Here is a 16,363-nt window from a genome sequence, read left to right as displayed (position 1 = left end):
CATGATCCCAAAATGCCTGGAGTCAATTCAAGGGCTTTCAATTCGCTTTCAGGTATTTATTTAAAGGGCAGCTTTTTATTTCTTTTAATCCCTCAATAACACATTTAGCATTCAGTTCAGCACCTTGCAGATTGGTATGTGTACCATCCACGGGAAAAAAAGATTTAACCCCTTTGGGCCCTATCACAACCCAATGTTTCGCTACTATTCGATTTAAATTGATAAAATAAGTACCTTCTTTTTTAGCGACAGATTGAGCCCATTCCGGGTATTCCGCTTCTTTTACCACCTCTCCATTTTCCCATTTATTACGTGGTACCAGGGAACAAATGATTGGGATCGCGCCCTTTTCCTTTGCCTCGCTCACAAATTTGTTAAGGTACCAGCCATAGGTATGTACAATCTCCTTCTGATGTGTGCGAATACTAATGATCTCCTTCGTCTCTGGTCCAATGCCGAGTAAAGATCCTTTCTGTTTGGTGCTATCGTCTACCCCCGCATGGTCATTGTGTCCAAATTGCATCATCACCATGTCTCCCTTTTTCAACCTGGCTAAAATCTTTTCCCATCTGCCATCCAGAATAAAGGTCCGCGTACTGGTTCCGGCTTTAGCATGGTTTCGAATGGCCACTTGATTCGTATCCAGATATGGATATAGCAAGCTACCCCATCCCCAGTATTCATTCTTTCCATTTCCATCACTATTTTGTACTGTAGAATCCCCTATAATGTACAGAACCGGTCTATCTACTGGTTTAAATGCAATGACGGCCAGCAATGTAAATGCAAAGCAAATGCCCCCTTTAATCATCTTAATTACGTTCATATTTATATTATTTGGTTAGTTTAATCTGTTATTTTTTAAAGGAAGCTTCCCTTGCTCCATGATTGAATACGGCTTTTATGGCTTCCTTTCCAAGATCTGTATTTTTGATTTTAATGTTTTCGATAGCTTCCCCATTGAGGTCAAATAAAACTCCTGCCCCCGGATTAAACTTAACACCATCCAAATTGATATTTTTACTACTTTCTATATAAACCACTGGCATTTTTTCCTTGGTTAAGCACACAGAATTTGTGATTTCAATGCCGTTTGCATCTTTAATCTGTATGGCTTTATTGGCATTCAGGAATAAGTTTCGCATGTGGATGTTGCTTACCGGCATTTCAGGGATGCCGCGAATAAAAACACCTATATTGGCACTGTTACAAATGATGTTGTCGATAAATATGTCTCTAAACTGTGGGGTTTCAACACTAACTTTCGGTACTTCCTGTTTTTGATTGGCCTCGGGTGATTTGGTCCAGTAATACATGTCAAAAAATATCGCTTCATCCACAATGTTAAACATGTTGAGATTCCTGATGTAAATCTTCTCCACGATACCACCACGTCCACGCGTGGTTTTAAAACGAATCCCCTTATCCGTTCCCATAAAAGAGCAATCGGTAACAAATATATTTCTCGCTCCACCAGACATTTCGCTGCCTACCACAAATCCACCATGTCCTGCATATATTTTATTGTTACGAACAATTACATTTTCTGTTGGTACATTTCTTTTTCTTCCTTCCGCATCTTTACCCGATTTGATACAGATCGCATCATCCCCAACGTCAAATACAGAACCTTCGATCAATACATTTCTACAGGATTCCACATCCACTCCATCTCCATTTTGTGCATAATCGGGGTTTTTAACGACAATATCCCTCAATGTCAGGTCAGTACAAAGCAGCGGATGAATGTTCCAGGCTGGTGAATTCTGAAAAGTTACCCCTTGCAAAAGCACTTTACTGCAATTGGTCAATACGATAAGATTTGGTCTGAGGTAATCTTTAATGTCTTCAAAATCTGATAGTTTTTTACCGGTCTCCAATAAAACAGACCGCTTTTCCAAATGTGCCTTTTTCGTTTTTCCAGTAGGAAACCAGGTCTTTCCATCCTCACTCAGCAAACCTCCGGATGCTAACTTCTTTTTCCATTCGTCTTCAGTGAGTTTATCCTTACCTACCATTCTCCAGGCATCACCGTTACCATCAATGGTGCCAGCCCCTGTGATCGCTACGTTTTCCAGATCGATTCCCATAATCGGCGATTGGTTACGAGCAGAAGGCTTACCTTCATAATTTCCTGCTATAATTTTGTATTGATTAAAATCACTGGAAAATTGCAGTAAGGCATTCTTTTCCAAATGTAGGTTAACATTACTTTTTAATTCGACCGGTCCGGTAAGCCAGTAACCAGAAGGAATCAAGACTACACCACCACCGCTCTTGCTACAGGTAATGATTGCCTGATTGATACTTTTGGTATTTAAAGTATTACCATTTGCAACCGCACCAAATTTGGCAATATTAAAGGTATCGGTTTTGAAAACAGGTTGTTTGATTTTTGGAAGGTTATCCCAGGGATCAGCTCTTGTTTGTGCAGTTGTACAAAAAGCATAGGCATTAAACAAAAGGGCAAAAAGCCAAAAGTGCAATTTCATCTAAACGGGTGTGCTAAGGTTTTATATTTGGTTGTTCGTTAAAACAAACCTAGATAACCCACATCATTTAGAGGAGTAAATTTTGGTTAAATAGGAGCAAATATTGTTTTCTGACCAAATTTGGCCACAATTGTCGATTTAGGGCTATTAAATAATAGTCAGCCATATTTTATTTTTTTCGACCTTTCAAATACTCGGATGGTGAAATCCCATAGTCTTCTTTAAAGCAGCGGCCAAAATATTTAGCGTTGTTGAAACCAACAGCGTAGGCAATTTCGGAGACATTATGTTCGCCGGTATCTAAAAATTGTTTTGCTCTTTTAAGTCGCATCTGACGAACGAATTCAACAGGAGTCAAATTGGTGAGACTTTTAAATTTTTTGTAAAACGTGGTTCTACTCATCCCTATAGATTCCGCAACAAGCTCGATATTAAAATCAGGATCAACCATCCCCTTTTCAACAATTGCTATAATATCTTTTAGAAAAACCTCGTCCTTCGAGGTGATACAAATTTCGCCCGGACTTAGCGCTATTATTTTGTGATCAGGCAATAAAGACTCAAAAACTTTTTGTCGTTGCTTTAACAGGTTAGCTATTGAAGCCAGTATAAATGCAGTCTGAAAGGGTTTAACAATATAATAATCGGCCCCATAGCTGAGCCCCTCTATTTGGTTTTCTACAGAAGATTTGGCAGTTAGCAGGATCACCGGAATATGGCTCGTATTTTCATTAGTCTTTAAATGATCCAGCATTTGTATTCCATCCATTATCGGCATCATCACATCACTCAAGATAAGGTCCGGAATCAATTCCACAGCTATTTTCAACCCCTGCTTTCCATCAGCTGCTTCCAATACATGATAAAATTCGCTCAGCTGATCGGCCAGAAATTGTCTCAGTTCCCCATTATCATCCACAATCAGGACTACAGGGCGATTTGCATGGGCCTGATTTATAGAACGCTCCACTGTCGGAACTGCGACCACTTGTTGATGAACATGGGTAACTACATCATCAAAAACAGCATCAGAAATGTTTTCAGCATTTTTAAAATGTGCTTTCCCCAATTTCAGCGTTACTTTTACGCCGAGTCCCTTATCCGGGTTATTCTGAGCTTCAATCTTACCATGGTGAAGCAGAACGATCTCTTTACAAAGTGCCAGTCCAATACCTGTACCCTCCAGGTTATTGCCAGGATCTTTATCCAGTTCATAGTACAGTTCGAAAATATCTTCTAGTTTATCCTCAGGAACACCGGGCCCCTGGTCAATGACATGAATCGTAAAAAGATCTTCAGATTGGTTTTCATCAATTTTAATCCTGACTATCGAGTTTTTTGATGTAAATTTAAGTGCATTCGCCAATAGGTTGTAAATCACTATATCAATTTTTTCTGTATCTACCCATGCATACAAGTCTTTAACCTTTGCGATAACCAATACCTCAATTTGTTTTTCCTTCGCCAATTCTAAAAAATGCCCCACAATATGATGAACTAAACCAATGATATCTGTATGGCTTATTTTAAGGCTCATTTTTCCACTTTGCGTTTTTCTAAAATACAGGAGTTGATTGATGAAACGCACCATACGGTCCGCATTACGCATAACCACATTAATGTAGTCGCGTCCCCTTACTGACAAAATCTCGTGGCGGGAAATCTCTTCGATCGGGTTTACAATCAATGCTAAAGGCGTTCTAAGCTCATGAGAAATATTAGTAAAAAAACGCAGTTTTAGTTCGGTAAGCCGTTGTTCTAGTGCAATCTTATTACGCAACCTGATCACTGTAAATGTGATCCTTCGTGCTATTTCTATTAAAACTCCCAATAGAACGACATACAAAATATAAGCCCATGCAGTACGCCATGGTGGCGGAGCAATATGGATTGCCAGCTTTTTAGCAGGCAAGCTTTCGTACAGATCAGCATTCATACTTTTTACCTCAAAAAGGTAATTTCCGGGTGGCAGGTTTGTATAGGTGGCTCTGCGCTGATTTTTAACACTCTGCCATTCCGTATCAAATCCATTTAAGCGGTAAGCATATTGTAGTTTGTTGCCGGAACGGTAATCAAGAACAGCAAAATCAATACTGATGATGTTCTCATTGTAGTTCAGGTCAATCTGCTTAACCTCGTTGATATCAATATTTAAATTGGGCCTTTTTCCGTTTAGATTGACTTCCTTATTGTTAATCTGAAAATTGGTCAATGCCATTTTTGCGCTAATCTTCTGATCAGTAATTGCCGCTGGATTAAAAGTAATGTACCCATTGATGCAGCCAAAGAAGAGCTCCCCGTCGGGAAGTTTTAAACTGGCAGCTTCCGAAAATCCTGTTTTTGGCAGACCATCATAAGAGTCGTAACTCCTGAAAGTCTCATGTACCGTGTTTAGTCTGGCAATGCCATTTTCCGTTGCTAGCCACAAGTTTTGCATGTTGTCTTCTACAATGCTGAGCACATAATCACTGGGCAACCCATTTTCCTTTGTAAAAACTTTAACTTTCAGCTTCTTGTCAGATACAGCGGTAACCATATTCAAACCACCACCCGAGGTCCCCAGCCACATCCTGTTTCTCGTGTCCCTATAAATGTACTGGACATCATTATTCCCCAGACTTTCCTGATCACCAGCTATTTTGCCATAGGTATTAAAAATGTAATTCGCGGTTGCTTTCCCTTTAGGATTAAAAATTACCAGCCCATTTGTCGTAGCCAACCAGATCTTCCCCACTTTATCTTCTGCCAAATGTCTTACTTTTAGGGAGCCCGAGGGATAATTTTTAAATGAATTGAAAACATTTACAAAGCGGGCATTTCCTCCTGCATCACTGATCAAATTAATTCCCTGCTCATAGGTTGCCACCCAAATCCGGCCTGATTTATCTTCCAGCAGGGCGTAAATCAGATCGCTGCTCAAACTGTTTACATCTCTTCGATCAGCACGATAATGCGTAAGTTTATATTGATTTGCAGCCCCGTCAATTGGAACCGCTCTAAACAGACCATTTCCCTTGGTTCCCAACCACATTATCCCATTGCGATCCTCCATAAAGGTATAGATCAAACCAAATCCGGCAGCCGGCATATTAACAAAAATATTTTTTAATGGCTTGCCCTTGTCATAAACATATAAGCGCCCAGATTTAACACCAATCCAAAGGCGTTTTTTCCGGTCACTGTAAACACCCCGGACTTCGTTATCGGATTTATTAGCCGTATTTTCCTCCAGCAGCCAATGTTTAAAATCATTCTTCTGGAAGATGATCTTTTCTAAGCCCCTGTCCCTTGTACTAAGCCACAGTATACCTGCTGGGTCAAAATAACTGTTCCCTACAATATTAGAAAACTTATGATCAGTAGACCTGGGTTTATTAAAAAAATACTCAATCACCTCATTAACAGGATCATAATAACCAAACCCACCACCTTTCATAGATGTCCAAATGCGCCCGGTATGGTCCTCAAAAACCTTATAATCCTTTGCACTATTGAAAAAATTAGCGTCGTTTTCCTGAAAAAAATATTTAAAAGTTTCCTTTTTAGGGTCGTACTTAATTAAACCATGTTTTTCAGGCTCAATCCATAACAACCCAGATTTATCCTCATAAATAGACAACATCAGGTACGTACCAAATAGTTCTGCTTTAGCAATTCGCTGGCCCGATAAGTTTGCTGTAAGCAGTGTATTCCCAGCAGTTATATATAGGCATTTACCATTTTTTGAAGGCAAAATTTTATTCAATCTGTTTGGTGATATCTTTTCTTTTGAAAATCGATGTGAAGATTTTTCATAACGGATCAGCCAGCCTTCAGCCGTACCATACCAAATATTAAATTGATCCTCAGCAATACAAGTATATGCATCCGTTTGAAGTAAACCAGAACTGATGCGGCTACTCCTGTAAATCCCCGAAGCATCTAAACGCAGTAAACTCAAACCATTTTCAGTACCAACCCATAATTGATCCTGCTGGTCGGCATGTAGAAAATTAATACGGTTTGAAGGAAGCTGAAAGCCTTGTCCAATGTCCGAACCATATCTATTGATTTTCAACTGATCACCCTCCGCATTTTTCACTATAAATATACCTTGATTTAAAGTGGAAAGACAGATATAGCCATTTTCAGCAAGCGAAATACCATTAAATAAAATCTTATTTATTTTTTTTTCTGCCAAAATACCGCCCACCGAAAGGAACTTCTTATTGCGTTTATCAAACCGATATACCTGGTTGTCGTAAACTTCAAGCCAGAGATAACCATCCTTGTCTTCTACAATATTATCAACCCTGTTCAATTTTAAATTGGAACTATCTCCCGGACGTGTTTTATAGTTGACAAAATTTTCGCCGTCAAATCTGTTTATGCCATCCCAAGTGCCAAACCAGATAAACCCATCACTATCTTTAATTATGGTCGTTATTCCATCATGGGATAAACCATCTTCGGTTGAATAGTGCTCAATCTTACACTTGAGCTGAGCTACAGTGTTTACTGTTAAAAATAACAATAGTATAAAACAGCACACTACTTTTCCCTTATGCAAGATACAAAATTGACTCATGCCTCATTTTATTCGGTTTAGCAGCAAGATTAAACACTAAGTATTAATAAAAAAAATATATGTGACTAAAACTATGCAATCGATTTCACACTTTGATGTTCTAAAATATTTTTTGTGGAATGTCCATGGCATATTCAGGGAATGATTATACCAATAAAGCAATGTAATTTATGATATGTGACGCGCCAAGAAATAATGTAGATGAATGGGACTAGTGCCGTTTGATCATGAAGTAGTAGATGCTCATCATGTAAGGATGAGCCTATTTTCTTTACATGATTTTATGTAGTTAAATACTTGCCTTAAAAAGGCTTAAGTCAACTGCCCAACTCCATTTGGAATTCATCCGTAAACGATTCGTAACCTAAAATCAAAAAAGCCCCTAGTTTTCACTAGAAGCTTTTGAAGTGCACTTGTAGGGATTCGAACCCCAAACCTTCTCATCCGTAGTGAGATGCTCTATCCAATTGAGCTACAAATGCATTTTTTTTTAAAGTACTTCCGTTTCGTTAACGGACTGCAAAAGTAATGCTTGAAATTGATTTTACCAACTTTTTTGTAAAATAATCTCAAGCATTTCTTCCTAAGTTTAAAACTATGCTTCTACCACTTTTCTAATTGCATCAAAATCAGGCATATTACCTGCATCTTCTAAAACTTCAGCATGAATAATTTTTCCGTCTTCGTCGATTACAAAAGCAGATCTTTTAGATACCCCTCTTAAATTAAAGACAAATTCATCATAAAATGCACCATAAGCCTGAGATACTTCTTTATTAAAATCAGACAATAAAGGGAACTGATAAGCATTTTCTTCTTTAAATTTTGCCAATGTAAAAGGTGAATCCACTGAAATACCAACAACCTCAGCATTCATTCCCTGGTAATAGCCAAAACTATCTCTCATGGTACATAATTGTGTAGTACATACACCCGTAAACGCCATTGGGAAAAAATGTACAACTAATTTTTTTCCCTTATAGTCTGAAAGAGACACTTCTTTCAAATCAGAATTGAATAATTTAAAGTCTGGGGCTTTTTCGCCAACTTGTAATGCCATATCAATATATTTTTTTGTGTACTATTAATTGTATTCCCAAACTTAAAGAATTATTGACAGTTTGTTTGCAGAATTTTCAGTTTTGCACTGCTCAGCCAAGGAGATGACTCCAACTATAGTCCAACTATACTCCAACTTGACACCGACTTTCCCAAGGAATAGTTGGAGTCAAGTTGGAATTTAGTCACTTTATAATTGCTATTTTACCAAAGGCTAGCCTAGCTTAAAGCTCGCGCTCTTTCAATTGCTGATCAACAACCGCTAGACCTTCTTCAAAACTATGAGGCTTATACCCCAATTCCGAAATAGTCTTATCTAAAATAAAACCTGTCTTTACAGGCCTCTTTGCAGTTTGATTTAATGACTCTGAACTAATCTCACTAATCAGAGATTTATCAAGATGCCAGAAATCGGCTACCCTTTCAACCAGCTCCGATATACTCATCATGTCTTTTCCCGAAGCATTAAATACACCTCTTGCATCTTTTTCCACCGCCAATAAACAGCAATCAGCCAAATCCTCAGCAAGAGTAGGCATTCTCCACTGGTCGTTTACCACATTGATAGGGTTCCCCTTTTCAAGCGCACCTTTAGCCCAAAGTACAATATTCGATCTGCTCATATCGCTAACAATACCATACACAATAATAGTACGTAGAATAGCCCAACGACAAGTTGAACTTTTAATCACCTCTTCCGCCTCTAGCTTGGTAATACCATAATAACTTAAAGGACTTGGTGCAGCTAGTTCATCGTAAGGACCATTGGCACCATCAAAGATAAAGTCTGTTGATAGATGAATCAATTGAATATTATGCTGTTCACAAAGTGATACCAATGTCTTAACAGCTTCAACATTTAATTGATGAGCGAGGTCCTTTTCCGACTCGCAAGTATCCACATTAGTCATTGCTGCGGTATGAATAATCGCATCTGGCTGAAACTTTTCCACAATGCTTTTCACATTTTCAGGATCGAGAATATCCATTTCTGCATATGCATAACCTTGCTTAACAGGAAAACGATTTGCACCTTTTGATGTGGCAATTAAGTTAAATTGATTCGTTTTCAGTAAACGTTCAGTGATTTTCTGCCCCAAAAGGCCATTGCTACCAGTAACAAGTATAGATTTCATTAGCGTAATTTTCTTAATAGAACAGCCAACAAAGCCACAAAACCCTGTGTTTTTCGACTGCTTTTGTATCCGCTAAAATACCATTTTAAAAACTGTTGAAAAACTTTTTATTTATATGTGCAATTCTTGTATAAAAATTTTAACTTTGCAAACCGAATTGCGAGCTTATAAAAGGCCCTTTAACAATTTGATATTTATAATTTTACCCAAAACAATATATGCCTAACATTGGAAAAATAGCGCAGATTATAGGACCGGTAGTTGACGTGAGTTTTGCTGACGATGCTCATTTACCTCAAATCTTCTCTGCATTAGAGATTGAAAAAGAAAACGGACAGAAAGTCGTTTTAGAAGTTCAACAACATCTTGGTGAAGACCGCGTACGTGCAATTGCAATGGACTCGACCGATGGTTTGGTTCGTGGCATGAAAGCATTGGATACTGGTTCTCCTATCAAAATGCCGATTGGTGATCAAATTAAAGGTCGCTTATTCAATGTTGTTGGTGAAGCTATTGATGGAATCAACACAGTTGATAAAACTGATGGTCGTCCGATCCACAATGCTCCTCCTAGATTCGAAGACTTGTCAACAGAAACTGAAGTACTTTTCACAGGTATTAAAGTTATTGACTTGTTAGAGCCTTATGCTAAAGGTGGTAAAATCGGATTGTTTGGTGGTGCGGGTGTTGGTAAAACAGTATTGATCATGGAATTGGTAAATAACATTGCGAAAGCATATGCTGGTTTATCTGTATTCGCTGGTGTAGGTGAACGTACTCGTGAAGGTAATGACCTTTTACGTGAGTTCATTGAGTCTGGTGTAATCAACTATGGCGATGACTTCCTTCATTCAATGGAAAAAGGTGGATGGGATTTAAAAACTGTTGACACTGAAAAATTAAAAGAATCTAAAGCAACATTGGTATTCGGTCAAATGAACGAGCCTCCTGGTGCACGTGCTCGTGTAGCTTTATCAGGATTAACTGTTGCTGAATACTTCCGTGATGGCGATGGTGAAGGCGCTGGAAAAGATATTCTTTTCTTCGTTGATAACATCTTCCGTTTTACTCAGGCAGGTTCTGAGGTATCGGCACTATTAGGCCGTATGCCTTCTGCAGTAGGTTACCAACCTACATTAGCAACTGAGATGGGTTTGATGCAAGAGCGTATTACTTCAACTAAACGTGGTTCAATCACATCTGTACAAGCGGTTTACGTACCTGCGGATGATTTAACTGACCCGGCTCCGGCTACAACATTTGCCCACTTAGATGCAACTACTGTATTGTCACGTAAAATTGCTGAGTTAGGTATCTATCCTGCAGTGGATCCATTGGATTCTACTTCACGTATCCTTTCTCCTGCTGTATTAGGTGATGAGCACTATAATACTGCTCAACGCGTAAAAGAAACTTTACAACGTTATAAAGAACTTCAGGATATTATCGCCATCTTAGGTATGGATGAGTTATCTGAAGAAGATAAATTGGTTGTTTCACGTGCACGTCGTGTTCAGCGTTTCTTATCTCAGCCGTTCCACGTTGCTGAGCAGTTCACTGGATTAAAAGGTGTATTGGTTGACATTAAAGATACCATCAAAGGATTTAACATGATCATGGATGGTGAAGTTGATGAATATCCTGAAGCTGCATTTAACCTTGTAGGTAGTATCGAAGAAGCTATTGAAAAAGGTAAAAAATTATTGGCTGAAGCGAACTAGTATATAGTATTAGTACTTAGGATATAGATCTGATCTCTAGCCTAAGTACTTATATCTAACTGCTACATACTAATAGCTAACGACTAAATACTAAAAGAATGACACTAGAAATATTAACACCAGATAAGAAAGTTTTTGAAGGCGAAGTAACTGCGGTTACTGTGCCAGGAACAATGGGCTCATTCCAGATTTTGCATGACCATGCTCCTATTATTTCGACTTTGGAAGATGGTCCCGTGATTATTAAAAGCAAGACCGGCGATAATACCTTTATTATTAAAGGTGGTGTGGTTGAGGTCCTAAAAAACAAAATTATTGTTTTAGCCGAAGGGGTTGCTTAATATTTTATCATACAATATTAGAAAGCCCTTTGAAAATTTCAAAGGGCTTTTTTTATACCTTTTTTTTCAACATTTCATCACAATGATCTTGAAAATTATGAAAAGCTAATCAAGCTTCTGTTAATTAAAACAAATCAAATATGAGCCAGTTAAAAACATGATTTTGATCAACTTTTTTGATGAGTCGGGCCATTTTAAGAAGAAATTCACAAAAATTGCAATGCTCGCATAACATCAATACCGAATACCGAAATCATATTTGGTATACCGACCACCAATTAACATACCACATACAATACTTTTACAGAATTTAATACCTACATTTAAAAACAATGAAGAATTAAATTTTTTTTCAAATATTTTTGTCCAGCTATTGATAGTTTAGAAAGCAACCAGTAAATTGGATTTATAAAGCAATAACAAATAAATAAGATAATGAACCTTTCAATTACAGCATTATATAATGTCATTATTAACCTAATTATTCTTCTGATTCTTCAGAAGGACAAGGCGCTGTAAATGAATTTTTAATAAAAAAATATACGCAAGCGCCCCCTAAAGTGGCGCTTTTTTAATGAAATAAAACGAGATAAAAAACAGATCAATAGAAAATGCAATATTTCAACTCAAATACAGTGCTTTTTTTGAACGGACAGTTTCAAAAAGCATCTAACACGACAGCCGATATATATGGTCAGTCATTACATTATGGCTATGCTGTATTTGAAGGAATAAGAGCATATAGCACTCATAATGGAACCAGGATTTTTAAAGCCAGAGAACATTTTGAACGATTAAAGCGTTCAGCAGAGCTGGTACATATTCCATTTCCATGGAAAGTTGCTGATCTGATTAAGCAAACTTATAAATTATTGGAGATCAATAATCTGAAAAATGCCTACATCCGACCCTTAATTTATTGCGCACCTAATATGTCATTAATAGGTGGCACAAAACCATCCATCATGATTTGTGCGTGGGAATGGGGAGCTTATCTTGGTCATGAACAATTGAAAGTCTGCATCTCGAGTTATGAAAGACCAAATCCTAAATCAATTCCAATAGAAGCTAAAGTAAGTGGAAACTATGTTAACTCTATCTTAGCAACAACGGAAGCAAAAAATAAAGGTTTTGACGAAGCCTTATTGCTTGACATGAACCAGAATATTGCTGAGGCGCCAGGAGCTAATATTTTCATTGAAAAGAATGGCAAGCTATATACACCTCCTCTAGGAAATATTTTACCTGGAATAACCCGGGCTACAGTAATAGAGTTATGTAAAATCCTGGAAATTGAAGTTACAGAAAAACACCTATCAGTAACTGATCTGAAACATGTAGATAGTGCCTTTTTCTGTGGAACGGCTTCAGAAATTGCTGGCATAGCTTCAATAGATGAATATAGTTTTCCAATCAAGTGGACAGATAGCATCGGTTCTACATTACAACGCACCTATAAATGCCTGGTTCTGGAAAAGCAAAACTATGAAGTCATTATATAGAGCAAAATTTAAAGAATTAAATATTAAATAAAACTATAATACCTAATATATATACCGAACTAAAATATGTCACAAACACCTGAAATTAACAGATACAGCAAAACCTTTACACAAGATCCTACTCAACCAGCTGCACAGGCAATGCTATATGGAATTGGTTTGACCAAAGAAGATATGGACAAGGCTCAAGTGGGTATTGCCAGCATGGGTTACGATGGTAACACTTGCAACATGCACTTGAACGATTTGGCTAAAATTGTAAAAGAAGGTGTCTGGAAAAATGATATGGTTGGTTTAACCTTTGGTACTATCGGGGTAAGTGATGGTATGTCAAACGGAACTGATGGTATGCGCTACTCTTTAATATCAAGAGATGTAATTGCAGATTCAATTGAAACTATTTGTGGTGGACAATATTATGATGGTCTGATCACTGTGCCTGGTTGCGATAAAAACATGCCAGGATCTATCATGGCAATGGGTCGTTTAAACCGCCCTTCAATTATGGTATACGGTGGAAGTATCCACTCTGGGAAATATAAAGGGGCCTCTTTAAATATTGTATCAGCTTTTGAAGCTTTAGGACAAAAGTTAGCTGGTAATTTAGAAGAAGAAGATTTCCAGGGCGTAATCAAAAATGCTTGCCCGGGAGCTGGTGCATGTGGTGGTATGTATACTGCAAACACAATGGCTTCGGCAATTGAGGCATTGGGTATGAGTTTGCCTTATAGCTCTTCGTATCCTGCTACCAGCGATGAGAAAAAACAAGAATGTACAGATGCAGGAAAATACATCCGTATCCTTTTAGAAAGAAATATACTTCCTTCTGATATCATGACCGACAAAGCATTCCACAATGCTATTGTAACTGTAATGGTGTTAGGTGGTTCTACCAATGCGGTATTGCACTTAATTGCAATGGCTAAATCTGTTGGCCTGAACTTAAAATTGGAAAATTTCCAAAAAATTAGTGACAGCACACCAGTATTGGGCGACTTAAAGCCTAGTGGAACTTACATGATGGAAGATCTGCATAACATAGGTGGTGTACCAGCAGTACTAAAATATCTATTGAAAGTTGGATTGATCCATGGCGACTGTATTACTGTTACTGGTAAAACTTTAGCAGAGAATGTTGCTGACGCAGTAGATTTAGACTTTGATACGCAAAAGATCATCTTCCCAATAGAAAATCCCATTAAAGAAACTGGTCACTTGCAAATGCTATATGGTAATCTTGCAACGGAAGGTTCAGTAGCTAAAATCAGTGGTAAAGAAGGAGAGAAATTTACTGGTCCTGCACGTGTATTTGACGGTGAGAAATCACTTATGGCTGGTATCCAAAGTGGAAGGGTAAAAAGCGGAGATGTTGTAGTGATCAGACAAGTTGGACCTAAAGGTGCGCCTGGTATGCCAGAAATGCTTAAACCTACTTCGCTAATTATTGGAGCAGGCTTAGGAAAATCAGTAGCCTTAATTACAGATGGTCGTTTTTCTGGTGGTACACATGGTTTTGTGGTAGGTCACATTACTCCTGAAGGCTGGGATGGTGGAAACATCGCACTAGTTCATGATGATGATATCATCACAATTGATGCAGTAAACAATTCAATTGATGTTCACCTTACAGATGAGCAACTGGCTACACGTCGTGCGGTCTGGAAACAACTTCCTCCACCGGTCACCAAAGGCGTGCTTTACAAATACATTAAACAAGTAAGCAGCGCCAGTGAAGGATGCGTAACAGACGCTTATAATGATTAAACAATTTTAAAAACCTCATTACCTTAAATATAAAACAATGAATACAGCACAAGAGGAAGCAACCACCTTAACGGAACCCAAGAAGACAGTAAGTATTTCTGGTTCGGTAGCTTTATTGGAAGGATTAATTGCCGAAGGTACGGATACCATTTTTGGTTATCCTGGTGGTGCCATCATGCCGATTTATGATGCACTGTACGATTATAAAGATAAATTAAAACATATCCTGGTACGCCATGAGCAAGGCGGAACACATGCTGGTCAGGGCTATGCACGTACTTCAGGAAAAGTAGGTGTGGTATTCGGAACAAGCGGTCCGGGTGCAACCAACCTGGTTACAGGCTTAGCTGATGCTCAGATTGACAGTACTCCTATGGTATGTATAACCGGACAGGTGTTTGCACACTTGCTCGGAACTGATGCTTTTCAGGAAACTGACGTAATCAACATCACTACCCCGGTAACTAAATGGAATTATCAGATTACTGATGCTACAGAAATACCAAGTGTATTAGCTAAAGCATTTTATATTGCCCGCAGTGGCAGACCTGGTCCTGTATTGATTGACATTACGAAAAATGCACAGTTGCAAATGTTCGATTACGAAGGTTACACCCCTTGTGATCATGTACGTAGCTACCGTCCGAAACCATTAATCAGACAAGAGTATATCCAGCAGGCTGCTGAGATGATCAATTCGGCTAAAAAACCTTTTATATTATTCGGACAAGGTGTATTACTTGGGAATGCAGAACAAGAGTTTAAAACTTTTGTAGAGAAAAGTGGTATCCCTGCAGCATGGACTATTATGGGTGCTGGTGCAATTCCTACAGATCACCCATTAAATGTTGGGATGTTGGGTATGCATGGTAACTATGGCCCGAACGTACAAACCAATGCCTGCGATGTAATGATCGCTATAGGTATGCGTTTTGATGACCGTGTAACTGGTCGTTTAGATAAATATGCGAAACAAGCTAAAGTTATCCACCTGGATATTGATCCGGCTGAAATAGATAAAAACGTAAAAGCCGATGTTCCTGTTTGGGGAGATTGTAAAGAAACATTGCCTCTATTAACAGCTTTGATTGAGGAAAAAGAACATACAGATTGGTTAGCTGAATTCAGAGCTTTTGATAAAACAGAGCAAGAGGTTGTCATTCAATCTGAATTACATCCTGCAAGTGGTGAAATGACCATGGGAGAGGTAATTAACCAATTGAATGAGTTAACTAAAGGTGATGCTGTAATTGTGACTGACGTTGGTCAGCATCAGATGGTGGCTTGTCGCTATGCTAAGTTTAACCAAACAAGAAGTAATATTACCAGTGGTGGTTTAGGAACTATGGGTTTTGGTTTACCTGCTGCTATAGGTGCTAAATTTGGCGCTCCTGACCGTACAGTTGTTGCCGTAATTGGTGATGGTGGTTTCCAGATGACTTTACAGGAATTAGGTACCATTATGCAAAGTGGTATTGATGTAAAAATAATGATCCTGAACAACAGGTTCCTGGGTATGGTTCGTCAGTGGCAGCAATTGTTCCATGAGAAACGTTACTCTTTTGTTGACATCACGAGTCCTGACTTTGTAAAACTTGCTGATTCTTATTCTATTGCAGGTAGAAAAATCTCTGAACGTGAAGATCTGACAAGTGCTTTAACAGACATGCTGAACCATAAAGGTTCTTATCTTTTAGAGGTAATGGTACTACAGGAGCACAATGTGTTCCCGATGGTTCCTCAAGGTAGTAGTGTTAGTGAAATCAGACTTAAATAATTAA

10 protein-coding genes and 1 tRNA gene are annotated in these 16,363 nt (G+C 38.3%); 5 read left to right on the top strand and 6 right to left on the bottom strand.

Annotation, left to right across the window (positions count from 1 at the left end; all coding sequences use genetic code 11):
* Positions 1 to 37: 37 nt before the first annotated feature.
* The 6 genes from WC623_RS14245 to WC623_RS14220 form a co-directional block, all read right to left on the bottom strand.
* Entirely contained in the window at positions 38 to 826 is a 789-nt protein-coding gene (locus WC623_RS14245) for a rhamnogalacturonan acetylesterase (protein ID WP_372852160.1), read from the bottom strand.
* A 28-nt stretch (positions 827 to 854) separates the two neighbouring features.
* Complete coding sequence (locus WC623_RS14240) at positions 855 to 2,492, bottom strand: glycoside hydrolase family 28 protein (RefSeq protein ID WP_372852158.1); 1,638 nt, start codon at positions 2,490 to 2,492, stop codon at positions 855 to 857.
* Positions 2,493 to 2,661: 169 nt separating this feature from the next.
* On the bottom strand, positions 2,662 to 7,059 hold the full coding sequence (locus WC623_RS14235) for a two-component regulator propeller domain-containing protein (protein WP_372852156.1): 4,398 nt from the start codon (positions 7,057 to 7,059) through the stop codon (positions 2,662 to 2,664).
* Between the two features lie 408 nt (positions 7,060 to 7,467).
* Positions 7,468 to 7,541: transfer RNA gene (locus WC623_RS14230), tRNA-Arg, on the bottom strand.
* Between the two features lie 113 nt (positions 7,542 to 7,654).
* Entirely contained in the window at positions 7,655 to 8,119 is a 465-nt protein-coding gene (locus WC623_RS14225; RefSeq protein WP_372852154.1) for a redoxin domain-containing protein, read from the bottom strand.
* Positions 8,120 to 8,342: 223 nt separating this feature from the next.
* A complete protein-coding gene (locus WC623_RS14220) occupies positions 8,343 to 9,254 on the bottom strand; it encodes an NAD(P)-dependent oxidoreductase (RefSeq protein WP_372852152.1) in 912 nt (303 codons plus the stop codon).
* A gap of 218 nt (positions 9,255 to 9,472) precedes the next feature.
* Between WC623_RS14220 and atpD the strand changes: the two genes are divergently transcribed.
* The 5 genes from atpD to ilvB all read left to right on the top strand — a co-directional run bounded on the left by atpD (position 9,473) and on the right by ilvB (position 16,359).
* On the top strand, positions 9,473 to 10,975 hold the full coding sequence (gene atpD, locus WC623_RS14215; RefSeq protein ID WP_372852150.1) for a F0F1 ATP synthase subunit beta: 1,503 nt from the start codon (positions 9,473 to 9,475) through the stop codon (positions 10,973 to 10,975).
* A gap of 98 nt (positions 10,976 to 11,073) precedes the next feature.
* On the top strand, positions 11,074 to 11,316 hold the full coding sequence (gene atpC / locus WC623_RS14210; protein ID WP_084289549.1) for an ATP synthase F1 subunit epsilon: 243 nt from the start codon (positions 11,074 to 11,076) through the stop codon (positions 11,314 to 11,316).
* Between the two features lie 611 nt (positions 11,317 to 11,927).
* On the top strand, positions 11,928 to 12,818 hold the full coding sequence (locus tag WC623_RS14205) for a branched-chain amino acid transaminase (RefSeq protein ID WP_372852148.1): 891 nt from the start codon (positions 11,928 to 11,930) through the stop codon (positions 12,816 to 12,818).
* 66 nt (positions 12,819 to 12,884) lie between these two features.
* Positions 12,885 to 14,582 carry a dihydroxy-acid dehydratase gene (gene ilvD, locus WC623_RS14200; protein ID WP_372852146.1) on the top strand — a complete coding sequence of 566 codons (1,698 nt, stop codon included), beginning with the start codon at positions 12,885 to 12,887 and terminating at the stop codon, positions 14,580 to 14,582.
* Positions 14,583 to 14,619: 37 nt separating this feature from the next.
* Positions 14,620 to 16,359 carry a biosynthetic-type acetolactate synthase large subunit gene (gene ilvB / locus WC623_RS14195; protein ID WP_372852144.1) on the top strand — a complete coding sequence of 580 codons (1,740 nt, stop codon included), beginning with the start codon at positions 14,620 to 14,622 and terminating at the stop codon, positions 16,357 to 16,359.
* Positions 16,360 to 16,363: the final 4 nt, after the last annotated feature.

The organism is Pedobacter sp. (assembly GCF_041645105.1).
Classification (GTDB): Bacteria; Bacteroidota; Bacteroidia; order Sphingobacteriales; family Sphingobacteriaceae; genus Pedobacter.
The sequence above is the reverse complement of the archived record's forward strand: the minus strand, read 5'-3'. Positions and strand labels throughout refer to the sequence as shown.